We start from the raw sequence: 23,324 nt of genomic DNA, 5'->3' as shown, positions 1-23,324 counted from the left end.
CAGGGCCGGCTCCGGCAATCCCTGCTACTGCCTCGCTTGCCCGAGGCGTCTGTTCCACTCCCTGCTCCCCAATCCCTATTCCCGATCTTGAAGCGCTTCCTGCTTCAGCCAGTCCCGCACCAGAGCAATGTCGTTCAGGCGTGAAGAGTCGGGACGCCACACCAGATAGTAGCGGTGTTGGGGTGTCAGCTCGGTGGAAAAGGGACGGCACAGCCTGCCCTCGCGCAGCAAGTCGGCCACCAGCACAGAGCGGCTGAGCGCCACGCCCTGCCCTGCCAGCACCATCTCCAGCCCCAGATTACCATCACCCACAGTAAGCTGGCGGCAGTGGGGCAATATGTGCTCATTACCGCTCAGGGCCAGCCAGTTGGCCCAGCTTACTCCGGCGTATTCCGGGCCCGCCACCAGCGGCAGCCTGATCAGGTCTTCTACCCGCTGTAGCTGTGCCGCCAGCGCCGGCGCGCACACCGGAAAGGCAGTATCACTCATCAGCCAGTCACTGTGCAGGCCAGTATAATTACCTTCGCCATAGCGAATGGCCAGATCCGCTTCGCCAGCGGCAAAGTCGGCCAGTTGCTGACTGGGCTGCAGCCGCAGCTCAAGATGAGGGTGAAGTTCGGTAAAGCGCCATAATCTTGGCATCAGCCAGCGCGCCGCGAAAGAAGGCAACACACTAAGCTGCAGCGGGCCGGCAGCAGGTGACAGCAATTGATTCAGACCTTGTTCAAGCGTTGCCAGCCCTTGCTCGGCAAAAGGGAGTAAAGTGCGGCCTTCATAAGTAAGCACCATGCCAGCCCCCTTACGCACAAACAGCCGGCAACCAAGGGAAGATTCAAGATTGCGGATCTGCTGACTGACTGCCGCCTGAGTCACACAGAGCTCGTCAGCAGCAGCGGAATAACTACCATGGCGGGCAGCCACGGCAAATACCCGCAGCCCGCTCAGCCGGTTGGCAGTAACAAGCCGGGGGTTCAGCGCGTCAGCCCTTGTTCAGTACCGGCCTGGCATACATGGCCAGCACCCGCTCGCGCAGCTCGGCAGGTACCTGGCTCATGTGTGCGTCAAAGGCTCGTCGCTCGGCGTCATTTACTCCCACTGTCTGGCCGGCTGCCAGTAAATTGCTGGGAAACAAATGGTAGTTGGCGTGTATTTCCTGATCTATCTCGCGGGCCAGCTCATCAGCATTATCTGCGTCTGTGTTCAGCGGCTTGCCAAAAGCCACATGAACCCGACCTTTATGGCCGGTAATGCCCTGCACTATGCTTTGAATATCTTCGAATTCGCTTTTTTCATAAGCACCGGCCGTTTCCTTGGCGTGCAGCTCCCGGGCTTTGGCTACATCACCGGGGTCATATTCATACGATATGGAGACAGGTACCAGGTTCAGGCTGCTAATGTAGTCGTTAAAGGGAATTTTCTGCTTTTTCCCTTCCATATAGAACATTTTAAGAATGGCCGGATCCGTTTTGTCATTACCGTCCTTGGCCCGCCCTTCCTTCTGAGCAATCCAGATAGAGTGCTGTTCATCAAGAGAATGACGCAGGTAGGCAGAGAGCTCGCTGAACGCCTTCATCATCTCCCGCGGCCCCTTGGCGGAGCGCTTGACGATAAAGCTCTTGTTGAGCTTCATCAGTTCGGTGGCGCAGGGCTTGCGCAGCAGGTTATCGCCAATGGCAATGCGCACCGTATTCAGCTGATGGGTATACAGGCCCCAGTTGACAAAGGCCGGATCCATGGCGATATCTCTGTGATTGGAGATAAACAGATAGCCGGTATTCGGGTCCAGATGCTCCAGCCCGGAATAGCTGACGCCCTGAGTGGTGCCCGCTATCATTTTTTCCATAAAACGGGCTACCTCCAGCTGCACCTGATGCACACTGGTGACCCGACGCCAGCGCCAGGTCAGGTAAAGGCGAATCAGTCCCTTGACCAAGCCACCGCCTATGCGGGACAAACCACCATAGCGATAGCGGGCAATGGCACCGATAAACTCGTCGTCTGCAATCAGCCGGGCAATAGCGCCAGCCACCTCGTCATCATTATAAGGACGAATATCTTTAAATAAATCTGTGTCAGAAACCATGAAAGCCCAGAATCGAAGACAAAAAACCGGCCAGATTTTACACCCTTTGCGCTCAAAGGATAACGGTTAAGGGCAAATTCAGTACCAGATCATCACCACACAGGCCGCCGTCAGCGCTCCCATAACACTATTAAACCGCCGCCAGTGAACATCAGTGTGCAGCCAGCGCCGTACCCGCATTCCTATCAAGGTCCATAAGTGACCAGTGACGATGCCGCACATTAAAAACACTCCCAGCACCGTCCAGGCCGAAGGCCAGTATTGTTCACCTGCCAGGGTAAACCCGCTGATGGCAGAAATGGCCATTAACCAGGATTTGGGGTTCAGAAACTGAAAAAGGGCACCCTGATACCAGCGCATACCGGATTCATGACTGTTCGGTGGCGGGGCCACGGCAATGCGCCAGGCCAGCCACAACAAGTAACCACTGCCGGCAATTTTAAGGCCCCATTGCAGCGCCGGCCACAGCTCAAACAACCGGCCCAGCCCAAGCGCGGTGAACAGCAGCAGCAGCTGCAGCCCCAGCATGATACCCAGCAACAGTTTGAGTGACGACCGGTAACCATTATGAGTGCCGGAGCTGGCCAGTAACATATTATTGGGGCCGGGTGTACCACAGGCAGCAAGCGCAAAACCTGCCACCGGCCCCAGCAGAGAGATATCCATGACAGGGTTACCAGTAATGTGTTCGGTGAGAGCGTTGTTTTACTCGATTTTAGCGTCTGCGCCCAGTATTTTAGGTGCATTGTTCCCTCTGAGCTCATTGCCATGATCCATCCAAGCCGGTTTCAGCCATCCTGGTGGGCGCGTAATGCTCATCTGCAAACCATTCTTGCCCGTTATCTGCACCGTCAGCGCCAGCACTACCAAAACGAGCGGCTTGACTTACCCGACGGTGACTTTATAGATCTGGCCTGGGCCATGCCGCTGCAAGATGAAGCCCGCCCTCTGATAGTGCTGTTTCATGGCCTGGAAGGCGATGTGCAGTCTCATTATGTACAGGGCATGATGGCAGCCTTACACCATCAGGGCTGGCAGCCGGTATTAATGCATTTTCGCGGTTGTAGTGGCGAGCCCAACCGGCTGTTGCGAGCCTATCACTCCGGTGAAACAGAAGACGCAGCCTTTGTGCTCAGCACACTGCGCCAGCGCTTTCCGGGCAGAGTCATGGCGGCTATCGGTTATTCTCTGGGGGGCAATATGCTGGTAAATTATCTGGCTAAATATCACCGGAATCCGCTGTGTGCAGCGGTGGTGGTATCGGCCCCTCTGCAGCTGGCGGCCTGTGCCGATCGCATTAACCGCGGATTCTCCCGAGTATATCAGCGCTATCTGCTCGATCGTATGAAGCTTAACTGGCAGCGAAAACTGGCCCGTCATCGCCATGCCGGTATTGACACCGACATTAACGCCATTGCCAGCCTGCGGGAGTTTGATAACCGCCTGACCGCCCCCATTCATGGTTTTAACGATGCGGATGACTATTACCGGCGCTGCTCCGGTCTGCCACGGCTGGCTGATATCATCACGCCTACGCTGGTGCTGCATGCCGCCGACGATCCCTTTATGACAGATGCAGTAATACCGGAAGCAGACGCCCTGCCTCCGGCCATTACCTATGAGCTCAGCCGTCATGGTGGCCATGTGGGCTTTATGCACGGCGCTCCCTGGCGGCCACGTTACTGGCTGGAGCACCGGATACCCGGCTGGCTGCAGCAACACTTACTTTTCACTCAGGATCACGATTGATGATTATCTCCCATCGCGATTTGTCCGACGACACGCTCAAGAATTTGATTGAACACTTTGTACTGCAGGAAGGCACAGAGTATGGCGAGCAGGATATCTCGCTCGGACAAAAAGTATTAGAAGTAAAACAACAACTTGAGCGGGGTGATGCGGTCATTGTTTATAGTGAGTTGCATGAAACCGTGAACATAGTGCCGGCACAGCGTTTCGCTCACAAACCTTGACCTTGGCCCTGAGCACTGCGTATAAACACTGTCGGTTTCATCAATTTAAGGGTTTGTCATGTCTGCCAAGCACCCCATTATAGCGGTGACCGGCTCTTCGGGTGCCGGCACATCGACCTCTACTGAAGTGTTTCAGTCCATGTTTGCCCAGCTGGGTGTGAAAGCCGCCATGCTTGAAGGTGACAGCTTTCACCGCTATACCCGGCCGGAAATGGATGTTGCCATTCGCCGGGCCAGAGAGCAGGGCCGGCATATCAGCTATTTTGGCCCCGAGGCCAACGACTTTGAGCTGCTGGAGCAGTTTTTCAAGGAATATGGCGATACCGGCACCGGTCAGTTCCGACGCTACCTGCATACTTTTGATGAAGCCGTGCCCTTTAACCAGATGCCGGGTACCTTTACTCCCTGGCAACAGCTGCCCGACGATACTAACCTGCTGTTTTATGAAGGCCTGCACGGCGGTGTGGTCACCGGCGAGCACAACGTGGCCCAACATGTCGACCTGCTGGTGGGCATGGTACCCATTGTTAACCTGGAGTGGATTCAAAAGCTAATCCGTGACACCGCTGAGCGCGGCCACTCCCGGGAAGCAGTCACCGACTCCATCGTCCGCTCCATGGAAGACTACATCAACTTTATTACGCCGCAGTTTTCCCGTACTCATATCAATTTTCAGCGAGTACCCACGGTAGATACGTCCAATCCGTTCAGCGCTAAAGTAATCCCCAGCCTGGATGAAAGCATGGTGGTGATTCGTTTTCGTGGTATCAAAAACGTCGACTTTCCCTACTTGCTGGCCATGATCGACGGCGCTTTTATGTCCCGGCGCAACACCATAGTGGTGCCCGGCGGTAAAATGGGCTTTGCCATGGAGCTGATTTTGCGTCCCATGCTGGAGCAGTTGCTGGAAACCGGAAAAATCCGCTGAATACAAACAGGCCCGGCATGGCCGGGCCTGAAAAGAAGCATGTCAGCTGTTAGCCAAAGGGCTCGGGTGCAGGCGTTTGGTTAGTAGACGGCGGTAATATCGGCAGCTCGAAACGGGGCTGCTCACCGGTCAATGATTTCAGAAACGCCACTATCTGGCTGACTTCCTGATTCGAGTAAACCCGGCCCAGCTGTAACCGCCCCATAATATCTACCGCCTCTTCCAGTGTCGCTGCCTCGCCGTCATGAAAATAGGGATAGGTCAGCTCCACATTACGCAAGGTCGGCACCTTAAAGGTAAAACGATCAGCATCCTTACCGGTAACGGCAGCACGGCCAATGGCATCAGAGTCGGACTGATAGGGCTCCACCACCCCCATTTTCTGAAAAGACGTGCCGCCCAGATTGGGGCCGTTATGACAGGCCACACAGCCACTTTGCTTGAACAACTGATAACCGGCCAGGGCTTGAGCGCTCAGGGCGTTATCATCTCCCTTCAGCCACTGATCAAACGGCGAGTCAGGAGTCACCAGGGTTTCCTCAAAAGCGGCAATGGCGTCGGTGACCATATCGATATCCAGCTCGGACTGACCAAACACCGTCTCAAATTCGGAAACATAACCGGGAATGGACTGCAGCACTCCGATGGCCAGCTCATGAGTAAACGCCATTTCACCCGGATTAGCGATGGGCCCGCCTGCCTGTTCCTTGAGATCCGCGGCACGACCGTCCCAGAACTGAGCCAGGTTGAGACTGGAGTTCAGTACCGTAGGTGAGTTGATCGGCCCTTGTTGCCAGTTATGGCCAATGGACGTTTTAAGATTATCGGTTCCTCCCATCGACAGGTTATGGCAGGAGTTGCAGGAAATAAAACCCGAACGGGACAGGCGAGGATCAAAGAACAGCTTTTTTCCCAGTTCCGCCATGGCTGCATCGCTTACCTCAGCAGCCGGTATTGGCTGCACCGGCTCATTGCGTGGTCCCTGAGCATAAACCGCCGGGCCTGCCAACAGCAGACCGACGGCCAGACTGGTCAGTGTCATTTTCATGTTGCTTCCTTCTGATGATGGGCGAATGACAGCCACGAGACTGTTGTTATGGTTCTGGTTTCGCCCAGCATAATCAAAAACAGAAAGACTCAATTTGACCCAGATCAGTCAGCACTCTGTTCCATACTCAATACAGCCTGAGCCTCAGGCTGCTTTAATTTCAAAGGAAGAAGAAATCTCAACCGCCTTTTCCAGCATTTTGATCACGGAACAGTATTTTTCCATCGACAGTTCGACTGCCCGCGCCACCTGTTTTTCTGACAGCTCATGACCGGTTACCACAAAATGCAGATGAATGCGGGTAAATACTCGGGGGGGATTTTCCGCCCGTTCGGCACTGAGCTCGGCGTCACACCCGGTAATAACCTGGCGTCCTTTTTCCAGAATAGATACAACATCAATGGCACTGCAGCCGCCGGCACCCAGCAGCACATGTTCCATGGGGCTGGCCCCTTCGCCCGGGTTGGTGCCGTCCAGAATGATTTTATGTCCTGACTCGGATTCGCCTTCAAAGCACATGTCCCGCAACCAGCTGACTTTTGCTTTCATAACATCTCCTTATAAAAACAGGCATAATAGCCTATTGCTTTAGTAGTAGAAAACCGGCGCGGCTCTTGATGAAGGTCTCCAAGCCTTTTATGCTAGCCGCTCACCCACGCAATTAGGTATAAGGCTGAGCCTTTGTAGCCCAGCCCGTCTCAAGAGGTATATTCATGGTTATCGGCAAGCCCCAAAGTGACCCGACCCTGGAATGGTTTTTGTCACATTGCCATATTCACAAGTATCCGGCCAAAAGCTCGCTGATCCATGCGGGCGAAAAGGCAGAAACCCTCTACTACATCGTTAAGGGTTCAGTAGCCGTGCTGATCAAGGATGAAGACGGCAAGGAAATGATCCTCTCTTACCTGAACCAGGGTGACTTTATCGGTGAACTGGGTCTGTTTGAAGACACAGACAACCCGGTACGCACCGCCTGGGTCCGCGCCAAATCTCCCTGCGAAGTGGCCGAGATCTCCTACAAGAAATTTCGTCAGTTAATCCAGGTGAATCCGGAAATTCTGATGCGGCTGTCGGCTCAGATGGCCAGCCGGCTGCAGACCACCAGCCAGAAGGTGGGCGATCTGGCGTTCCTGGACGTAACCGGCCGCATTGCAGAAACCCTGCTGAGCCTGGCCCGTCAGCCCGACGCCATGACCCATCCCGACGGTATGCAGATCAAGATCACCCGTCAGGAAATTGGCCAGATTGTGGGCTGCTCCCGGGAAACCGTGGGCCGTATTCTGAAGATGCTGGAAGAGCAGAATCTGATCACCGCCCACGGCAAAACCATAGTGGTGTTCGGTACCCGCTGATCTACTTATGCCGTTTGTATTAACGCCACCGTCAGGGTGGCGTTTTTGTTGGTTATATCAACCTTAAGGAAAAATGATGTCGAGCCGAGTTTATTGCATTGCCGCATTCAAACCCAAACCGGGCAAGGAGCAGGAGCTGTTTCGTGTGTTACAGGCGCTTGAAAGCGATACCCTGCGTGAAGACGGCTGTATTCAGTATCGGGTCACCCGTCATGTTGACAGCCCCTTTGCCGGTGGCCACAGCTTTCCATTGGTGTTTAACGAGATTTGGGCCGATATGGCCAGTTTTGAGGCCCACTGCCAGCGCAGCGGTATTCAGGCGTTTTTTGAAGCCCACTGCGTCAGCCCCGACGGGCTGGTGGCCGAGCACAATGTGTGTATCTACACCGACGAACCGGAAGACTTTGACGCACCGCGCTTTTGAGTGAGCAGAAGAGGAAGCAGCAGCATTACGGCAAGAAATGTTGGGATTCGCTTCGCTCATCCCAACCTACCAAGCCAATGCTCGCAAGGAGGGTAAAGGGAGCGGTTTCACGACCGATCAAATGCCATGGATGGCATTTGCCGAGCGCCCCAGGGAGGGGCTTGAAGCGTGTCGTGAAACCGTCCCTTTGTCCGACTGACGCCGGGCTTAATCCACCAGGCCGTATTGATCGCGCAGAATGGCGATAATATCGGCCTTGGGATTGTCGGAGAGCTCCAGCTTCTGGCCGGTGATTTTCTCGGCAATGCCCACATAGGTGCGGGAAATGTTCATCAGCACTTCTACCGGCAGGGCATTGTTCTCGGCCAGGGCTTCCCGCTCGGGCATGCGCTCCTTGTTGAGCAGAATGTCCGGATCGGGAAAATGCTTAAGCAGCAGCTGGCGAAAGTCCTCTTTTGAATTTTCCACAATTCGACCTTCCCGGTAGGCCGGTCCATCCCAGATGCGGGATGAATCGGGCGTGCCCACCTCGTCCATGTAGATCAGCTTTTCGTTGCCCTGATCGTCGGTGACATAGCCAAACTCAAACTTGGTATCCACAAACACCTGATCGATTTTCGCCAGCTCTTGGCTTATCACCTCAAAGCCTTCTTTCAGCAGCCGCTCATAAGTGGCGATGTCGTCCCGGCTTTTGAAATTAAAGGCGGCGAAGTTGTCTTCAATGTTCTGGCGGGTGATGTTGACGTCGTCCGCTTCCGGCACGCCGGGAATACCCTTGAGAATGCCCTTGGTGGATGGCGTCATCAGCAGCTCAGGCAGCTTTTGATCCTTTTTCAGCCCTTCGGGCAGACGAATACCGCAAAACTCCCGCTCACCTTTTTCATAACTGCGCCACATGGATCCGGTGATGTACTGACGGCAGATAGCTTCAATTTTGACCGGGGTGGCCTTTTGCACTATCCACACAAAGGGATGGGGAATGTCGAGAATATGGCTGTCGGCCAGGCCCTGCTCCTTGAACAGACGAAACCAGTGATTGGAGATGGCATTCAGCGCCGCGCCCTTGCCCGGTACGCCGTTAAGACCTTCTTCGCCGTGCCAGATGCAATCAAAAGCGGAGATGCGGTCGCTGATCACCATGATCGCCAGCGGCGCATCGGGGGCGACTTTATAGCCTTTTTCCTGGATCAGCCGGCGGCTGTCTTCTTCCGTCAGCCAGTAAACGGAGCGCACCTTACCGCTGTGTACCGGCTGGTGGGTTCGAATGGGAAGATCATTATTAACGGCCAAAACCTTGTCTGCGAGGCTCATCACTGTTGTCCTGTATATGGGGGGTATTAAGCGCCGCCATTCTACCAGATGTGAGAAACCGGCAATAGCCGCACCAGCAGGCCGCCCAGGTCCGGCTGAGCCGGTGCCAGCCAGATTGCGCCCGCCAGCAGTGCCAGCAACAGCAGGTTGGGCAGCGGTGCCGGCCACTCAATCAGCTTGAAGGCAGTACCAAAGGATTTTTTAATGCGTCGCCCTTCCAGATCGATACTGTACAGCTCGTCCAGCAGCAGGTGAATGCAGGCACCAAGAAACACAAACAGGCCGGTAAACCAGGCCATATCTGATGGCTGACTAAACAAACGATCGGCTACCACCACTGTCATCAGACCAAATACCGCATTGGCCAGCAACGAATGCAGGCTGGCCCTGTGCACGGTGAAATGCGCAAAAACCCAGCACAGCGGATAGCGTACCAGGCCATAACCCACCGCCCCCAGCAGCAGGGTATCAACCAGCGACAAATGCTGCTGGCCAAACAATAACGCCAGCGTCGCTGCCAGGGCACCAAACAGCCGGAATACGATATTCAAAGAGCGGGATGAGTCCGAATCCATATCCGGCAAAATACCGCCCAGACTGCCCGCCAGCCACAACAGACAAGCCTGAGTTAAGGTCACTTCCTCTGCCCACACCATACCGGCGGCCAGCAAACCGCTGGCGGTGCTTGCCACCTGAATATGAGTTCTGAAATTCGCCATCGACCACCTTTCCCGGCGCTAAGAAAGAGGCGAGTCTAGCATGGGACTACTGGACAAAAAAACAGGGGCTGCCGAGGCAGCCCCATGACGGTGCAACAGTGCGTCCCGAACTGTCCGGCTCAGTGGCTCGGCAGCAGCCCCGCCGGTACCAGATGGCTGAGCACGTTGGCCTTGAGCAGGGCGTTGGCCTGCTCGATATCCGGCGCAAAGAAGCGGTCCTTGTCGTAATAGCTCACTGTTTCGCGTAGGGTCCGGCGCGCCTGCTCCAAAGCATCGGTGGTCTTCATGCCGCCGCGGAAGTCCAGCCCCTGACAGGCCGCCAGCCATTCAATGGCCAGCACGCCCCGGGTGTTTTCCGCCATGTCCCACAGCCGGCGACCGCCGTTGGGGGCCATGGAGACATGGTCTTCCTGGTTGGCGGAAGTGGGCAGTGAGTCCACCGAGTGCGGGTGCGCCAGCGCCTTGTTGTCGGAGGCCAAAGCTGCTGCCGACACCTGAGCAATCATAAAGCCGGAGTTGACCCCGCCGTTTTCCACCAGAAAAGGCGGCAGGCCCGACATATGGGTGTCCATCATCAACGATACCCGGCGCTCGCTTAAGGATCCGATTTCGGCAATGGCCAGAGCCAGATTGTCGGCGGCCATGGCCACCGGCTCGGCGTGGAAGTTGCCGCCGGAAATCACGTCGTTGTCGTCGGCAAATACCAGCGGGTTGTCGGACACGGCGTTGCCTTCAATTAACAATACCTCGGCGGCCTGACGCAGCTGGGTCAGGCAGGCGCCCATCACCTGGGGCTGACAGCGCAGGGAATACGGATCCTGCACCTTGGCACAATTCACGTGAGAGCGGCTAATCTCGCTCGCCTCGCCCAGCACATGGCGGTAGGCGGCGGCGGCATCGATCTGCCCCTGCTGGCCACGCACTTCGTGAATGCGCGGGTCAAACGGACGGCGTGAGCTCAGGGTGGCTTCCACCGTCAGGCCGCCCACGGCAATGGCCCCGGCGAACAGGTCTTCCGCCTCAAACAGGCCGCGCAGGGCAAAGGCGGTGGACACCTGGGTGCCATTCAGCAGCGCCAGGCCTTCCTTCGGTGCCAGTCCCATGGGCTTGAGTCCGGCGATCTCCAATGCCTGGCCGGCACTGATGATCTCCCCCTTATAGCGGGCATGACCCTCGCCCAGCAGCACACAGCTCATGTGCGCCAGCGGCGCCAGATCCCCTGAAGCACCCACGGAGCCCTTGCCGGGAATGCAGGGGTAGACCTCGTGGTTGACCAGCGCCATCAGTGCCTCCAGCACTTCCAGGCGAATACCGGAAAAGCCCCGGGCCAGACCGTTGATCTTGAGCACCATGATAAGGCGCACCAGCTCATCGCTCACCAGTTCACCCAGGCCGGTGGCGTGGGACAGTACCAGGGAGCGCTGCAGAGTTTCCAGATCCTCGGGCTTGATGCGGGTGTTGGCCAGCAGACCAAAACCGGTGTTGATGCCGTACACGGTGCGGTCTTCCGCCACCATGCGATTCACGCAATCCACCGAGGCCTGAATGGCCTTATGGGTGCTGGTGTCCAGGCTCAGCGTAACCGGCTGCTGATAGGCCTGGCGCATCTCGGCCAGGGTCATTTTTCCGGGGTTGATGGTCAGTGTGTTCATTGTGCTCAGTCCTTATTAACCATGGGCAGGTCCAGGCCCTGCTCGCGGGCACAGTCGATGGCAATATCATAGCCGGCATCGGCATGGCGCATCACGCCGGTGCCCGGGTCGTTGCGCAGCACGCGGCCCAGGCGGGCGGCGGCGGCGTCGGTGCCGTCGGCGACGATCACCACGCCCGAGTGCTGGCTGAAGCCCATGCCCACGCCACCACCGTGGTGCAGAGATACCCAGGTGGCGCCGCCGGCGGTGTTCAGCAGGGCGTTCAGCAGCGGCCAGTCGGAGACAGCATCGGAGCCGTCCTTCATGGCTTCGGTTTCCCGGTTGGGGCTGGCCACCGAGCCGGAGTCCAGGTGATCCCGGCCTATTACTATGGGCGCCTTGAGCTCGCCGTTTTTGACCATTTCGTTAAAGGCCAGGCCGAGACGGGCGCGATCCTTGAGGCCCACCCAGCAGATCCGCGCCGGCAGCCCCTGAAAGCTGATGCGCTCCCGGGCCATGTCGAGCCAGTTGTGCAGGTGCGGATCATTCGGGATCAGCTCCTTCACCTTGGCGTCGGTCTTGTAAATATCTTCCGGATCCCCGGACAGCGCCACCCAACGGAACGGGCCTATGCCCTGGCAGAACAGCGGGCGAATATAGGCCGGCACGAAGCCGGGGAAGTCAAAGGCGTTGTCCACTCCCTTTTCCTTGGCCATCTGGCGAATGTTGTTGCCGTAGTCGGTAGTGGCCGAGCCCCGCTCCTGCAGCGCCAGCATGGCGCGCACCTGAATGGCCATGGACTCCTTGGCGGCGTCCACCACGGCGGCTTCGTCCTTGCGGCGCATCTCGGCGGCGTAGTCCATGGTCCAGCCCTTGGGCAGATAGCCGTTCAGGGGATCGTGGGCACTGGTCTGATCGGTGGTCACGTCGGGTACGATGCCGCGCGCCACGATTTCCGGGAAGATGTCGGCACAGTTGCCGAGCAGGCCCACGGACACTGCCTCGCCCTTGCTCTTGGCTTCATCGATGATGCCCAGAGCTTCATCCAGGCTATAGGCCTTTTTATCGACGTAACGGGTACGCAGACGGAAGTCGATGCGGGTTTCGTCACATTCCACCGCAATACAGCTGAAGCCGGCCATGGTGGCCGCCAGGGGCTGGGCACCGCCCATGCCGCCCAGACCGCCGGTGAGGATCCAGCGGCCCTTGGCGTCGCCGTTGAAGTGCTGCCTGGCCATGGCTACAAAGGTCTCGTAGGTGCCCTGCACAATGCCTTGTGAGCCGATGTAGATCCAGGATCCGGCGGTCATCTGGCCGTACATCATCAGGCCCTTTTTATCGAGCTCGTTGAAGTGCTCCCAGTTGGCCCAGTGGGGCACCAGGTTGGAGTTGGCCAGCAGTACCCGCGGCGCATCGGCGTGAGTCCTGAACACGCCCACCGGCTTGCCGGACTGGATCAGCAGGGTTTCGTCGTCTTCCAGACGGATCAGCACCTCGGCAATGCGATCAAAACAGGGCCAGTTGCGGGCGGCGCGGCCGATGCCGCCGTACACCACCAGATCTTCGGGGCGCTCGGCCACGTCCGGATGCAGGTTATTGTGCAGCATGCGGTAGGCGGCTTCGGTGAGCCAGCTTCTGCAGATTTTGTTGACGCCGGTAGGCACCTTGATGACGCGGCTGGCATCGTGACGCAGATCTTGCTGTGACGGGGTGTGCTGAGTCATGGAAAATTCCCTCTTCAGTGTCGTAATGAGTACGGTTGTTTCAATTCAGTGGCTGTTGCCGGCAAATACGCGCCGGGCCAGAGTAGGCAGCCCCACGCTGTAGGCCAGCTCCGCCGGGTTACTGGTGTTCCACAGGCACAGGTCTGCCTGCAGGCCGGGGGCAATACGCCCGGTTTGTTCATGCAACCCCAGTGCTCGAGCGCCGTGAGCAGTCACGCCGCTCAGGGCTTCCAGCGGCGTCAGCCGGAACAGGGTGCAGGCCATGTTCAGCATCAGCCGCAGGCTGAAAATCGGTGAGGTGCCGGGGTTGGCGTCGGTGGCCAGGGCCATGGGCACGCCGTAACGGCGCAGCAGTTCAATGGGCGGCACTTTGGTTTCGCGCAGCATGTAAAAGGCGCCGGGCAGCAGGGTGGCGACGGTGCCGGCCTCGGCCAGCGCCTTCACGCCGGCTTCGTCCAGATATTCGATATGATCCACCGACAGCGCCCCGGCGTGAGCCGCGGCGGCGCTGCCGCCGAGATTGGAAAGCTGCTCGGTATGGCCCTTGATAGCCAGACCATGGGCCTTGGCAGCGGCATAGACCCGCTGGCACTGAGCCACGGAAAAACCGATACCCTCGCAGAACACGTCTACCGCATCCGCCAGGCCTTCGGCGGCGGCCGCCGGTATCATTCGGTGGCACACCAGCTCGATATAGCCGTCGGCATCGTCTTTATATTCCGGCGGCAAAGCATGGGCCCCCAGCAAAGTGGTGACCACCCGTACCGGCCGCTCACACCCAAGTCGGCGGGCCACCCGCAGCATTTTCAGTTCGTCCTCCACGGTCAGGCCGTAACCGGACTTTATCTCCACCGTGGTCACGCCCTCACTCATCAGTGCCTCCAGGCGTGGCAGGGCGGCGGCAAACAGTTCGTCCTCGCTGGCCGCGCGGGTGGCGCGCACCGTGCTGAGGATGCCGCCGCCGGCGCGGGCGATGGCTTCATAGCTTTGGCCTTCGAGCCGGGCTTCGAATTCGCCGGCGCGGCTGCCGCCAAACACCAGATGGGTATGGCAGTCCACCAGCCCGGGCGTCAGCAGCCTGCACTCAGCGTCGAACACCTCACCGGCCTCACGCTCACTGGCCGACAGCTTGCTCATGGGGCACACCCGCTCGATCAGGCCGTTTTTCACCGCCACTGCCATGGGCTCGGCGGCGGTATTGAGGCCGTCGAACAGGGTGACGTTGATCCAGAGACGATCCGGTACTGACATAACAGGCTCCTTGCTGCGCTATTTGTATATACATTTAAAAGAACAATGCCCGTCTTGGCAACCAAAAAATCAGACAAAGTAGGAATAAAGGATCCGGATCACACAATTATTTTACATATGAGAAAGGCGAACATGGTGTTTGTATATACATAAGACTGAATAACATGCCGAAAAATCCGTGGTCGAGTACGGCGCAGACTGGCCCGGTGCGCCGCTTGCCGCTACTATGTCCGCTTTTATACGGAATCCCTTCATGGCCCTTTCCGCCACCCTGCGCAAGGTGCGCATCAATATCAGTGATCTGACCCGCCACTATTACGAGGCTCACAGCCTGACCGTGGCCCAGCATCCTTCCGAAACCGACATTCGCCTGATGGTGCGGCTGCTGGCCTTTATGCGCCATGCCGATGCAGACTTGTCCTTTACCAAGGGGCTGAGCACCGACGACGAGCCGGAGCTATGGCAAAAGGCCCCCGACGGCCGCATTGTGCTGTGGGTGGAGCTGGGTGAGCCCAGCGTCAAGCGCATCAAGCAGGCCCTGTCCCGGGCCGAGCAAGTGGTGGTGTACAGCTATGGCGGCCGCAGCGCCGAGGAATGGTGGAACAAGCACAAGGTGGAGCTGAGCCAATTGCCCAGACTGGAGATTTTTCATCTGGCCGAGCCCCAGCCGGCGCAACTGGGGGAGCTGTGCCAGCGCAGCATGGACCTGTTCGCCACCCTGCAGGAAGAGGAAATTCAGCTTACCGACGGCAGCCACAGCCTGGATCTGCAACTGACCCGCTGGCGGTGAAACTCCTTCGGAGAGCTGGAAGTCTGTCTTTTGGAACATTCGTCACGCGAATCAGCAGTGCGGTTGCGCTACGCCGACACGCTTCGAGCCCATCCATGGGACGCTCGGCAAATGTCATCCATGACATTTGACGGTCGGCTCCGGCAATCCCCACTGCTGCTTCGAGAAACATCGGCGCGGCCTGAACAGAAGCTATTAGTCAGCTCAGCGTGCCTGGGGAGGACAAAGGGTACTGTTTCGCCGTGCCCTTCGTGCCAGGGATGGCGCGACGGAGCCTACAGGGAGGTATTCACGGCGTGCCGGAGAAGCAGTGCCCTTTGGCCGACGAGCGAGCACGGCACTTATAACTTCATCGTTGATCTCAGTTTGTAGCGGTTGCCCGGATGCCAGAGACGGGCGAAGCTCACCAGCTGGTTCAGTGACCAGGTGCGACGGGTCACCAGCAGGCAGGGCTGCTGTGATGAAATCTGCAGCCAGTCACTGATGTTGGCTGGCGCCAGCCGGGCCTCGACAATATGCTCCATGTCCGATAACGGACACTGCGCCATCAAATAGGCGTTGGGAGTCTGACTGCTGAAGTCACACTGCAGATACCCCGGCGCCAGCTGCGGATTAACGAAACGCTCTTCCACCTGAATGGGCACGCCGTTTTCCAGGTGCACCAGCACAGAGTGAAACACCTTTGAATTGAGTCGCATGCCCATCTGCAAGGCCACTTCCTCATCGGCGCGCCGGCTGTCGAGCACCAGCACGTTGTTGGCGTATTCATGGCCCCGGCTTCGCACCTCATCGGCGATGTTATTGATGTCGGCCAGGGGGGACTCCGCCTTGGGCTCGGTGACAAAGGTGCCAAGCCCGGCCCGGCGCATCAGATAGCCTTCCTGCACCAGGTCGCGAATGGCCTTGTGAGCAGTCATTCGGCTGACCCTGAACTGCTCAGCCAGCTCCTGCTCGGGGGGAATTTGCTGATGAAGCCGGTATTCCCCCGACTCGATACGGGCCAGAATATGCTGCTTGATCTGTTGATAAAGGGGAATGGAAGGGGTCACATGGCCTCCTGCTGGTGAAACTCAATTGTACATACAATTAATCATGAGTCACGTCAGAGATCTGTAATCCACAAGGCGGATCTTTTCACTTTACCGGTTTTGCGCTATGGTGCGCGCAATTTCGGCAAGCCCGCCTTTAATTCCAGAGATAACAGGTTGATTGTGGAAAAACATGAAGAGGTACTGGTGGCCCTGCGCCAGATCATTCGCGCCATCGATCTGCATTCACGCCAGCTCAGCAAGGCGTCCGGTCTTACCGGCCCTCAGTTGCTGCTGATGCAGTCCATCAGCGAACATGGTGATATCACCATGCGTAAACTGGCCCAGGCCACCAATATGAGTCAGGCCACCGCCACTACCATTATTGACCGGCTGGAGCAGAAAAATCTGGTTCGCCGTGAGCGCAGCCAGACCGATAAACGCAAGGTGCACGCTGTGCTCACCGAAGACGGCGTGGAAAAGCTGAAAACCGCACCGCGGCCGCTGCAGGAAAGCTTTATACAGCGCTTTCAGTCGCTGGATGAGTGGGAGCAAAACCTGCTGTTGTCGTCGCTGCAGCGTATCTCTTCCATGATGAACGCCCACGATCTGGACGTGGCCCCCATGCTGCAGGTGGGCAGCCTGCTGCGCGAATAACCGCGCAGCCACCTTATTTACTCCAGACCGATACCAATATTGGACACACCGCCCTGTGCGGCAAAGTCCCGCACTGCCAGAATGGTATCGGCATCCCTAGGCTGAGCCACCCGCTCAAGCAACTCTACCTGAAATTCCATCTCGGCTTCCATCAGCTCATGCTCGTAGAGTTCATGCTCTTCCAGCTCCCGCTCCGCCATCAGCTCGGCAAAACCGGCGACCGTGCCCAGAGACGCGTTACTTGCTTCCACCGCTTCTTCGCCGATGCGGCAAATCACCGAGTTGTAGGCCGTTCCCAGCGCCACACAGGCATCCAGTGCCGGCCAGGCACCATAGGATTCAAATTTGTTCGGATCCGGAATAATATTCTCAAATGCTTCCAGCTCAGCAGATAAATCCACCCGGGAGCCCTTGACTGTCAGATAGGTCCAGAGTACATCCAGACAGTGACGAAAACGGTTACCGTCGCCAAAACCAGCGGTCTCGGCAAACAGCCGGTAATTAGGATACATGCGCTCAGCCAGCGCCAGCGCAAACACGGTTTGCTGCCAGGGCGTCAGTTTGTTGAGCTTTTTATAAAATTTATCGCCGAACACGCGAAATTCCTTGTAGTTGGGTTTGCTGCCGTTTACTTAAAAACCGTTTGCCTTCAGGCTCACAATTTACGGCGCAAACACTGGTATAAGATTTTGCCTGTGTCATTGTCTCATAAAAACCGGCGAACACCCCATTTCAAGGAGAAAGGTATGGCCAATCATACCCTGCTGCTGCTCAGCCAGGACAATCATCACTATCAGGATTTGCTGAGTAAGGCCTATCTGCCGGGTCTGACGGTGCTGATGCCCGGCAATGAAAACGAAATTCGTGCCGGTCTGGAACGGGCTGACATTCTGCTGGGCGAGCCTGCCCGCATTAAGCCCTGGCTGAAGGAAGCCAGACAGGTCAAATGGGTGCAGTCTACTTATGCCGGCGTGGATGTGTTGCTGGGCCCGGGCCTTCGCCAGGACTATCAGCTGACCAACGTGCGTGGTATTTTTGGCCCGCTGGTGAGTGAATATATCTTTGCTCATCTGCTGTCGCTAACCCGCCATCTGCGTCATTACCGGGAGCAGCAACGTCATCATAACTGGCAGCCTATCGCATACCAGAGCCTGGCGGGAAAAACCATGCTGATCCTGGGCACCGGCAGCATTGGCCAGCATGTGGCCGGTACCGCCCGTCATTTTGGCATGAAGGTGCTGGGCATGAGCCGCACCGGCCGCGAAGCGCCCAACTTTGACCGTACCTTTCAGCCGCCAGCGCTGAACAAGGTGCTGCCCCAGGCCGATGTGGTGGTCAGCGTGCTGCCGTCTACTCCCCAGACCCGCAAGCTGTTTGATGAAGACCGGCTGAATCACATCAAGCCTGGGGTGATTTTCTGTAACGTGGGCCGGGGGGATGCGGTGGACGAAACCGCCCTGCTGCATGCCCTGCGCACCGGCCGTATTGGTGCCGCCGTGCTGGATGTGTTTGCCACCGAACCACTGCCGCAAGACAGCCCGCTGTGGGACATGCCCAATGTAGTGATCACACCCCATAACTCGGGCTACAGCTTTCCGGATCAAATCGTGACCCGGTTCAGCCGCAACTATCTGAAGTTTATTGAAGGCAAAACCATGGAAGGCGTGGTGAACTTCGATCTGGGTTATTGATGCAAACGCTGCTTGCCGAGATACGCGCCTGCCGGCTGTGTGAAGCTCATCTGCCTCTGGGGCCGCGCCCTGTGGTGCAGCTGGGCACGGGAGCGCGTATTCTGATCATCGGCCAGGCCCCGGGCACAAAAGTGCATCAAACCGGCATTCCCTGGAACGACCCCAGCGGCGATACTCTGCGCCGCTGGCTGCAGGTAAGCCGCGAGCAGTTTTACGATCCTGAGCAGATTGCCATTATGCCCATGGGGTTTTGTTATCCGGGCCGGGGCAACAGCGGCGATCTGCCGCCCCGGCCCGAATGCGCACCCGCCTGGCACAAACGCATTCTGGCCGCCCTGCCCAATGTGCAGCTGACGCTGTTTATTGGTTTGTATGCTCAGCGTTATTATCTGGGCAAGCGCTATGCCACCCTTACCGACACAGTGCGTCACTGGCGCGAATTCGCTCCGGACCGCCTGCCCCTGCCCCACCCTTCCCCGCGTAACCGCCGCTGGCTGACGCAAAACCCTTGGTTCGAGCAGGAAGAGCTACCCGCTCTAAGAGCGCGGGTGCATGAGGTTCTTGACACCAAGCCTGAAGCTGGAAGCGGTCAGCTGTAAGTCGTCCAGAAAAGCAGGTTGGGATGAGTTTTTCATCAGCCGCGTTTGGGTACAATCTGAGACAGCAGAAACAGGGTGGCGGCGGCCACCACCACGGACGGGCCTGTGGGGGTGTCGTAGCTTACCGACAACTGCAGGCCGCCGAGCACCGCCAGCACGCCGATACCCGAGGCCAGCGCGGCCATTTGTTCAGGCGTGCGGCTGAAGCGCCGGGCGGTGGCGGCAGGAATAATCAGCAGTGAAGTAATAATCAGCGCCCCCACAAACTTCATCGCCACCGCAATCAAGACGCTTATCATCAGCAGCAGCAGCAGTTTAAGCCGCTCTACCTTGAGACCTTCCACCCGGGCCAGCTCTTCGCTGACAGTAATGGACAACAGCGGGCTCCAGAACTTGCGCAGCACCAGCAGCAACAGGGCACCACCGCCATAAATCCAGAGCAGATCGGAGGTCTGAATGGCCAGCAGGTCCCCGAACAGATAGGCCATCAGATCGACCCGGATATTATCCATAAAGGCCAGAGCCACCAGCCCCAGAGACAAGGAAGTGTGGGCCAGAATGCCGAGCAGAGTATCCGTGCCCAGCCGGCTGCTACGCTGCAGTCCGGCCAGCAACAGACCCAGCAGCACACAGGCTACCAGCACCGCCAGAGTCAGGTTAATCTGCAGCAGCAGGCCCATGGCCACACCCAGCAGGGAGGAGTGAGCCAGGGTATCGCCGAAGTAGGCCATGCGCCGCCACACCACAAAACTGCCTAATGGCCCGGCCAGCAAGGCGATACCCAGGCCCGCCAGCAAGGCGTAAAGCAAAAAACTATCCCACATGGCGCACATCTCCGTGGTGTTCGTCGTCACAGTCGTGATGATGGGTATACACCGCCAGCTGTGCCAGCTCAGGCCGGCCGAACAAACGGGCAAATTCAGGATGACGGGCTACCTGTTCGGGCTCGCCGTGGCAGCAGACATGACGGTTGAGACAAATCACTCTGTGGGTACTGGCCATCACCAGATGCAGATCATGAGACACCATCAGGACACCGCATTGCAGCTCACCGGCCAGCTGCTGGATCAGCGCATACAGCTCGGTCTGGCCGTGCACATCCACCCCCTGAGCGGGTTCATCGAGGATCAGCAACTCGGGTGCCATCATCAGCGCCCGGGCCAGCAGAATACGCTGCATTTCGCCGCCGGACAGTGCCTGCATGGCCCGCTCGGCCAGCCGCTCAGCACCTACCCGGGCCAGCGCCTGTGCCACTGTCAGCCGGCGGCCGCAGGACAAACTCAGAAAACGCGCCACCGTGAGCGGCAGCACAGGATCAAGATGCAGTTTCTGCGGCACATACCCTACCCGCAGACCGGACTTGCGCCACAGCCGGCCCTGAGTTGCCTTGCGCAAGTCCAGCACCAGTTTGATCAATGAACTTTTACCTGCACCGTTGGGGCCGACCACGGTCAGGATCTCGCCCCTGTGCAGACTAAGAGAAATACTATCGAGAATGACGTTACCGTCAGCCTCCAGGCCGACGTTGGTCAGCTCTACCAGTTTGGTCATTGGCGATACGCCTTTACTTCAGCATTTGTAATATTATAACATTTCGATTCAGATAAACTCCATTCATCATCCAGAGTGTACCCGCCATGAGAGCCCTGTTTTTTCTCGGTCTGTTCTTTGCCGGCCAGGCCAATGCCGTGAACGTGCTGACCACGGTCAAACCCCTGCAATTGATTGCCAATGCCATTACCGACGGCGGCGAGCCTGCCGCCCTGCTGTTAAAGCCGGGTACTTCACCGCACGACTATGCCCTTAAGCCTTCTGATCTGCACCGTATCAATGACGCTGATCTGGTCATTTGGGTGGGCCCGGAGCTGGAACAGTTTCTTGAGCCTTTGCTGAAAGATCATTCGGGCAGCCTGGCATTAATGAACAGATTGTCACCTCATGATCACCATGATGAACATGAACCTCATGACGAGCATCATCATGATGAAGACAAGCACCATGATAACGGGAAAATCGTGATCACTCAGCAGGAAGATCACCATGATCATCATCATGGCGACCGGGATCCTCATATCTGGCTGGATCCGCACAATGCGCTGCAGATTGCTCGAATGCTCACAACTCGCCTGGGTGAGCTGGATCACACCAACCTTGATCGATATCAACAAAACCTGATGCGCTTTGAGGCAAAGTTGGCGGCGGCTGACGAACAGGTGTCGGCACGCCTGGCACCGGCCAGAGACAAAGGATACTTTGTATTCCATGATGCCTATGGCTATTGGGAACAGCACTACCACATTCCTTCTCTCGGGCATTTTACCATTAGCCCGGAGCGGGCTCCCGGTGCCAAAACCGTGGCCAGCATTCATGAGGCGTTGAAGCAGGCGAACGCCGAGTGCGTGTTTGCCGAGCCTCAGTTCCGGCCAGCGGTAGTCAATGCAGTCGTACGAGGAACCCAGGCCAGGGTGGCTGAACTGGATCCTCTGGCCACGGCGGTTAAGCCAGATTCAGACGGCTATTTCCACTTTATGTTAAAGCTCGCGGACGATATGGCCGCTTGTTTATTGAATGAAAGATAAACACTCGGACACTATTTTTTGTATAATGCCGAACTTTCATATCAAGTGATGCACTAACCTTGGTGGCCCGTCATGTAACGGGCCATTTTGTAATTAAAAATGGTGTTTTTATCGCTTTTTGTATTAGAAAGTCATAACAACACGCTTGCATCGTGTAGTTTTCACAGGCACAGGTAACCCGGATGAAGTTTTTCCGCCCGATACAAAGCAGACTGCAGGACATGCCCTCTCCCCTGCCCAAGCGTCACCTGTATGGCATTGTTCTGCTTAGTGGTCTGACCCTTTCTACTGCCGCTCTGATACCTACACCCGGCGAGCTGATGAACAAGCCGGTACGGATCAGTATTCCGGCTGCTTTGCATGTTCCTCAGCAAGAGCGGGTTGACAGTACCGAGTTTTATGCACTACCCAATGATGATATCGGCGCGGTTGAGCCGGTGGATGCGCTGGATGAAATTGCTGCCCAGGAACCCGAATGGCAGGAATATGTTGTGCAGAACGGTGATACTCTGAGCACCATTTTTAACGGTCTTGGTCTGCCTCTGGCCACTATGTACAAGCTGCTGGATGCCGATGAAAACAGAGCACTCGACGGTCTGCGTCCGGGCCAGACCCTGTATCTGCTGATTGACCAGGACAACCTGCTGCAGGAGTTCAAACTGCAGCGGGATATTATACATACCCGCATTTTCAGCCGTAGTGGCGATGGCTATGAAAGCCGGCTGAAAACCGAGGAAAGCCACTGGGAAAGCCGCAGCCTCAAGGGCACCATCAATGGCAGCTTTTATCTCAGTGCCCGCAGTGCCGGCCTGTCTGCCGGTCAAATCCAGAAAGTGGCCAACCTGTTTCAGTGGCAGCTGAATTTTGCCCGTGACCTGCGCCAGGGCGATACCTTCAGAGTGGTGGTCAAGCGTGAATTTGTAGAAGGCGAGAGCACCGGCAAATCTGAACTTCAGGCTGTTGAAATTGTTAATGGCGGTCGCACTTATCAGGTGTTCCGCCATGAAGACGGCAATTTCTATGATGCCGAAGGCAACAGCATGGAGCGTGGTTTTTTACGTATACCGCTTAAGCACAGCTCCCGCATCAGCTCCAATTTTAACCTGCATCGCAAGCATCCTGTTACCGGTCGGGTTCGGCCGCACAAGGGCACTGACTTTGCCGTTCCTACCGGCACACCGGTGCTGGCACCCAGTGACGGTGTTGTGGTTAAAGCCGTTCGCCACCGGCTGGCAGGCAACTATCTGGTGATCCGTCACGGCCGTAAATATACCACCCGTTTTCTGCACCTGAGCAAATTCCTGGTTAAACCCGGTGACAAGGTACGCCGCGGTGAACGCATTGCACTGTCGGGCAACACCGGTCGCTCTACCGGTCCGCACCTGCATTACGAGTTTCTGGTCAACAACAGAGCCGTCGACCCCATGCAGGTTAAACTGCCCATGGCCGAAGGCCTGACCGGTAAGGAAAAACAAGCCTTCCTGACCCGGGTCAAACAGTTCAAGCAACAGCTTGGTGCCAGTTAATATACCAGCA

The 23,324-nt window shown here is 57.2% G+C and carries 25 protein-coding genes; 11 read left to right on the top strand and 14 right to left on the bottom strand.

Going from position 1 to position 23,324, the window contains the following annotated elements:
- Nucleotides 1–75: 75 nt before the first annotated feature.
- From G364_RS0111330 to G364_RS0111320, 3 genes are all read right to left on the bottom strand, one after another.
- Nucleotides 76–936, bottom strand: coding sequence for a LysR substrate-binding domain-containing protein (locus G364_RS0111330; RefSeq protein ID WP_281162944.1), 861 nt, complete (start codon nucleotides 934–936; stop codon nucleotides 76–78).
- 43 nt (nucleotides 937–979) lie between these two features.
- A complete protein-coding gene (locus tag G364_RS0111325; RefSeq protein ID WP_019935266.1) occupies nucleotides 980–2,083 on the bottom strand; it encodes a 1-acyl-sn-glycerol-3-phosphate acyltransferase in 1,104 nt (367 codons plus the stop codon).
- 78 nt (nucleotides 2,084–2,161) lie between these two features.
- The gene (locus G364_RS0111320; RefSeq protein ID WP_019935265.1) at nucleotides 2,162–2,749 is read right to left on the bottom strand and encodes a LysE family translocator; all 588 of its coding nucleotides are present in this window, start codon (nucleotides 2,747–2,749) and stop codon (nucleotides 2,162–2,164) included.
- A gap of 102 nt (nucleotides 2,750–2,851) precedes the next feature.
- Here G364_RS0111320 and G364_RS0111315 point away from each other — a divergent pair, with 102 nt between their 5' ends.
- The 3 genes from G364_RS0111315 to G364_RS0111305 are packed head-to-tail and all read left to right on the top strand — an operon-like array spanning nucleotide 2,852 to nucleotide 4,984.
- Nucleotides 2,852–3,832, top strand: coding sequence for a hydrolase (locus G364_RS0111315; RefSeq protein ID WP_019935264.1), 981 nt, complete (start codon nucleotides 2,852–2,854; stop codon nucleotides 3,830–3,832).
- Nucleotides 3,832–4,056, top strand: coding sequence for a YheU family protein (locus tag G364_RS0111310; RefSeq protein ID WP_019935263.1), 225 nt, complete (start codon nucleotides 3,832–3,834; stop codon nucleotides 4,054–4,056). Before G364_RS0111315 ends, G364_RS0111310 begins: the two co-directional genes overlap by 1 nt.
- A gap of 58 nt (nucleotides 4,057–4,114) precedes the next feature.
- Nucleotides 4,115–4,984, top strand: a complete 870-nt coding sequence (locus G364_RS0111305) for a phosphoribulokinase (protein ID WP_019935262.1) — start codon at nucleotides 4,115–4,117, stop codon at nucleotides 4,982–4,984.
- Nucleotides 4,985–5,033: 49 nt separating this feature from the next.
- Here the strand turns inward: G364_RS0111305 and G364_RS0111300 are convergent, their stop codons facing one another.
- Together G364_RS0111300 and G364_RS0111295 are read right to left on the bottom strand one after the other, a co-directional pair.
- Entirely contained in the window at nucleotides 5,034–6,032 is a 999-nt protein-coding gene (locus G364_RS0111300) for a cytochrome-c peroxidase (protein ID WP_019935261.1), read from the bottom strand.
- 144 nt (nucleotides 6,033–6,176) lie between these two features.
- Nucleotides 6,177–6,581 (bottom strand): OsmC family protein, encoded by a 405-nt coding sequence (locus tag G364_RS0111295; protein WP_019935260.1) that lies wholly within the window; start codon nucleotides 6,579–6,581, stop codon nucleotides 6,177–6,179.
- A 164-nt stretch (nucleotides 6,582–6,745) separates the two neighbouring features.
- Here G364_RS0111295 and crp point away from each other — a divergent pair, with 164 nt between their 5' ends.
- Both crp and G364_RS0111285 read left to right on the top strand, forming a co-directional pair.
- Nucleotides 6,746–7,384: a cAMP-activated global transcriptional regulator CRP gene (gene crp, locus G364_RS0111290; protein WP_019935259.1), complete on the top strand. Its 639-nt coding sequence runs from the start codon at nucleotides 6,746–6,748 to the stop codon at nucleotides 7,382–7,384.
- A gap of 76 nt (nucleotides 7,385–7,460) precedes the next feature.
- A complete protein-coding gene (locus G364_RS0111285; protein ID WP_019935258.1) occupies nucleotides 7,461–7,808 on the top strand; it encodes a putative quinol monooxygenase in 348 nt (115 codons plus the stop codon).
- A gap of 207 nt (nucleotides 7,809–8,015) precedes the next feature.
- Here G364_RS0111285 and G364_RS0111275 read toward each other — a convergent pair whose 3' ends face one another.
- From G364_RS0111275 to hutI, 5 genes are all read right to left on the bottom strand, one after another.
- A complete protein-coding gene (locus tag G364_RS0111275; RefSeq protein ID WP_019935256.1) occupies nucleotides 8,016–9,119 on the bottom strand; it encodes a phosphoribosylaminoimidazolesuccinocarboxamide synthase in 1,104 nt (367 codons plus the stop codon).
- A gap of 41 nt (nucleotides 9,120–9,160) precedes the next feature.
- Nucleotides 9,161–9,838, bottom strand: coding sequence for a metal-dependent hydrolase (locus G364_RS0111270; protein ID WP_019935255.1), 678 nt, complete (start codon nucleotides 9,836–9,838; stop codon nucleotides 9,161–9,163).
- Nucleotides 9,839–9,957: 119 nt separating this feature from the next.
- On the bottom strand, nucleotides 9,958–11,490 hold the full coding sequence (hutH, locus tag G364_RS0111265; RefSeq protein WP_019935254.1) for a histidine ammonia-lyase: 1,533 nt from the start codon (nucleotides 11,488–11,490) through the stop codon (nucleotides 9,958–9,960).
- A 5-nt stretch (nucleotides 11,491–11,495) separates the two neighbouring features.
- Entirely contained in the window at nucleotides 11,496–13,193 is a 1,698-nt protein-coding gene (hutU, locus tag G364_RS0111260) for a urocanate hydratase (RefSeq protein ID WP_019935253.1), read from the bottom strand.
- Between the two features lie 45 nt (nucleotides 13,194–13,238).
- Nucleotides 13,239–14,444, bottom strand: a complete 1,206-nt coding sequence (hutI, locus tag G364_RS0111255; RefSeq protein WP_019935252.1) for an imidazolonepropionase — start codon at nucleotides 14,442–14,444, stop codon at nucleotides 13,239–13,241.
- Between the two features lie 253 nt (nucleotides 14,445–14,697).
- Between hutI and G364_RS0111250 the strand changes: the two genes are divergently transcribed.
- Nucleotides 14,698–15,234 carry a YaeQ family protein gene (locus G364_RS0111250; RefSeq protein WP_019935251.1) on the top strand — a complete coding sequence of 179 codons (537 nt, stop codon included), beginning with the start codon at nucleotides 14,698–14,700 and terminating at the stop codon, nucleotides 15,232–15,234.
- A 341-nt stretch (nucleotides 15,235–15,575) separates the two neighbouring features.
- Here G364_RS0111250 and hutC read toward each other — a convergent pair whose 3' ends face one another.
- Nucleotides 15,576–16,283 (bottom strand): histidine utilization transcriptional repressor HutC, encoded by a 708-nt coding sequence (hutC, locus tag G364_RS0111245; protein WP_019935250.1) that lies wholly within the window; start codon nucleotides 16,281–16,283, stop codon nucleotides 15,576–15,578.
- 162 nt (nucleotides 16,284–16,445) lie between these two features.
- Here hutC and G364_RS0111240 point away from each other — a divergent pair, with 162 nt between their 5' ends.
- Nucleotides 16,446–16,919 carry a MarR family winged helix-turn-helix transcriptional regulator gene (locus G364_RS0111240; protein ID WP_026344862.1) on the top strand — a complete coding sequence of 158 codons (474 nt, stop codon included), beginning with the start codon at nucleotides 16,446–16,448 and terminating at the stop codon, nucleotides 16,917–16,919.
- Between the two features lie 17 nt (nucleotides 16,920–16,936).
- Here G364_RS0111240 and G364_RS0111235 read toward each other — a convergent pair whose 3' ends face one another.
- The gene (locus G364_RS0111235; RefSeq protein WP_019935248.1) at nucleotides 16,937–17,515 is read right to left on the bottom strand and encodes a YjaG family protein; all 579 of its coding nucleotides are present in this window, start codon (nucleotides 17,513–17,515) and stop codon (nucleotides 16,937–16,939) included.
- A gap of 150 nt (nucleotides 17,516–17,665) precedes the next feature.
- Between G364_RS0111235 and G364_RS0111230 the strand changes: the two genes are divergently transcribed.
- A complete protein-coding gene (locus tag G364_RS0111230) occupies nucleotides 17,666–18,610 on the top strand; it encodes a D-2-hydroxyacid dehydrogenase (protein WP_019935247.1) in 945 nt (314 codons plus the stop codon).
- On the top strand, nucleotides 18,610–19,209 hold the full coding sequence (locus G364_RS0111225) for a uracil-DNA glycosylase family protein (protein WP_019935246.1): 600 nt from the start codon (nucleotides 18,610–18,612) through the stop codon (nucleotides 19,207–19,209). Before G364_RS0111230 ends, G364_RS0111225 begins: the two co-directional genes overlap by 1 nt.
- Before the next feature lie 35 nt (nucleotides 19,210–19,244).
- Here the strand turns inward: G364_RS0111225 and znuB are convergent, their stop codons facing one another.
- Together znuB and znuC are read right to left on the bottom strand one after the other, a co-directional pair.
- The gene (gene znuB, locus G364_RS0111220) at nucleotides 19,245–20,033 is read right to left on the bottom strand and encodes a zinc ABC transporter permease subunit ZnuB (RefSeq protein WP_019935245.1); all 789 of its coding nucleotides are present in this window, start codon (nucleotides 20,031–20,033) and stop codon (nucleotides 19,245–19,247) included.
- The gene (znuC, locus tag G364_RS0111215; RefSeq protein ID WP_019935244.1) at nucleotides 20,023–20,760 is read right to left on the bottom strand and encodes a zinc ABC transporter ATP-binding protein ZnuC; all 738 of its coding nucleotides are present in this window, start codon (nucleotides 20,758–20,760) and stop codon (nucleotides 20,023–20,025) included. The genes znuB and znuC overlap by 11 nt, the downstream gene beginning before the upstream one ends.
- An 86-nt stretch (nucleotides 20,761–20,846) precedes the next feature.
- Here znuC and znuA point away from each other — a divergent pair, with 86 nt between their 5' ends.
- A complete protein-coding gene (gene znuA, locus G364_RS0111210; protein ID WP_019935243.1) occupies nucleotides 20,847–21,788 on the top strand; it encodes a zinc ABC transporter substrate-binding protein ZnuA in 942 nt (313 codons plus the stop codon).
- Between the two features lie 182 nt (nucleotides 21,789–21,970).
- Nucleotides 21,971–23,314 carry a murein DD-endopeptidase MepM gene (gene mepM / locus G364_RS0111205; protein WP_019935242.1) on the top strand — a complete coding sequence of 448 codons (1,344 nt, stop codon included), beginning with the start codon at nucleotides 21,971–21,973 and terminating at the stop codon, nucleotides 23,312–23,314.
- Nucleotides 23,315–23,324 lie beyond the last annotated feature (10 nt).

The organism is Oceanimonas smirnovii ATCC BAA-899 (assembly GCF_000381965.1).
GTDB classification, from domain to species: Bacteria; Pseudomonadota; Gammaproteobacteria; order Enterobacterales; family Aeromonadaceae; genus Oceanimonas; species Oceanimonas smirnovii.
This window is presented reverse-complemented; position numbering and strand designations above follow the sequence as displayed.

Excerpts from the sequence above, each read along its gene's own strand:
- hutH (WP_019935254.1), bottom strand. The coding sequence starts at position 11,490 with ATGAACACACTGACCATCAACCCCGGAAAAATGACCCTGGCCGAGATG.
- G364_RS0111225 (WP_019935246.1), top strand. The coding sequence starts at position 18,610 with ATGCAAACGCTGCTTGCCGAGATACGCGCCTGCCGGCTGTGTGAAGCT.
- znuB (WP_019935245.1), bottom strand. The coding sequence starts at position 20,033 with ATGTGGGATAGTTTTTTGCTTTACGCCTTGCTGGCGGGCCTGGGTATC.
- G364_RS0111250 (WP_019935251.1), top strand. The coding sequence starts at position 14,698 with ATGGCCCTTTCCGCCACCCTGCGCAAGGTGCGCATCAATATCAGTGAT.
- G364_RS0111285 (WP_019935258.1), top strand. The coding sequence starts at position 7,461 with ATGTCGAGCCGAGTTTATTGCATTGCCGCATTCAAACCCAAACCGGGC.
- crp (WP_019935259.1), top strand. The coding sequence starts at position 6,746 with ATGGTTATCGGCAAGCCCCAAAGTGACCCGACCCTGGAATGGTTTTTG.
- G364_RS0111270 (WP_019935255.1), bottom strand. The coding sequence starts at position 9,838 with ATGGCGAATTTCAGAACTCATATTCAGGTGGCAAGCACCGCCAGCGGT.
- G364_RS0111300 (WP_019935261.1), bottom strand. The coding sequence starts at position 6,032 with ATGAAAATGACACTGACCAGTCTGGCCGTCGGTCTGCTGTTGGCAGGC.
- hutI (WP_019935252.1), bottom strand. The coding sequence starts at position 14,444 with ATGTCAGTACCGGATCGTCTCTGGATCAACGTCACCCTGTTCGACGGC.
- G364_RS0111320 (WP_019935265.1), bottom strand. The coding sequence starts at position 2,749 with ATGGATATCTCTCTGCTGGGGCCGGTGGCAGGTTTTGCGCTTGCTGCC.
- G364_RS0111305 (WP_019935262.1), top strand. The coding sequence starts at position 4,115 with ATGTCTGCCAAGCACCCCATTATAGCGGTGACCGGCTCTTCGGGTGCC.
- G364_RS0111325 (WP_019935266.1), bottom strand. The coding sequence starts at position 2,083 with ATGGTTTCTGACACAGATTTATTTAAAGATATTCGTCCTTATAATGAT.
- znuA (WP_019935243.1), top strand. The coding sequence starts at position 20,847 with ATGAGAGCCCTGTTTTTTCTCGGTCTGTTCTTTGCCGGCCAGGCCAAT.
- G364_RS0111295 (WP_019935260.1), bottom strand. The coding sequence starts at position 6,581 with ATGAAAGCAAAAGTCAGCTGGTTGCGGGACATGTGCTTTGAAGGCGAA.
- G364_RS0111315 (WP_019935264.1), top strand. The coding sequence starts at position 2,852 with ATGATCCATCCAAGCCGGTTTCAGCCATCCTGGTGGGCGCGTAATGCT.
- mepM (WP_019935242.1), top strand. The coding sequence starts at position 21,971 with ATGAAGTTTTTCCGCCCGATACAAAGCAGACTGCAGGACATGCCCTCT.
- G364_RS0111310 (WP_019935263.1), top strand. The coding sequence starts at position 3,832 with ATGATTATCTCCCATCGCGATTTGTCCGACGACACGCTCAAGAATTTG.
- G364_RS0111275 (WP_019935256.1), bottom strand. The coding sequence starts at position 9,119 with ATGAGCCTCGCAGACAAGGTTTTGGCCGTTAATAATGATCTTCCCATT.
- G364_RS0111230 (WP_019935247.1), top strand. The coding sequence starts at position 17,666 with ATGGCCAATCATACCCTGCTGCTGCTCAGCCAGGACAATCATCACTAT.
- znuC (WP_019935244.1), bottom strand. The coding sequence starts at position 20,760 with ATGACCAAACTGGTAGAGCTGACCAACGTCGGCCTGGAGGCTGACGGT.
- hutU (WP_019935253.1), bottom strand. The coding sequence starts at position 13,193 with ATGACTCAGCACACCCCGTCACAGCAAGATCTGCGTCACGATGCCAGC.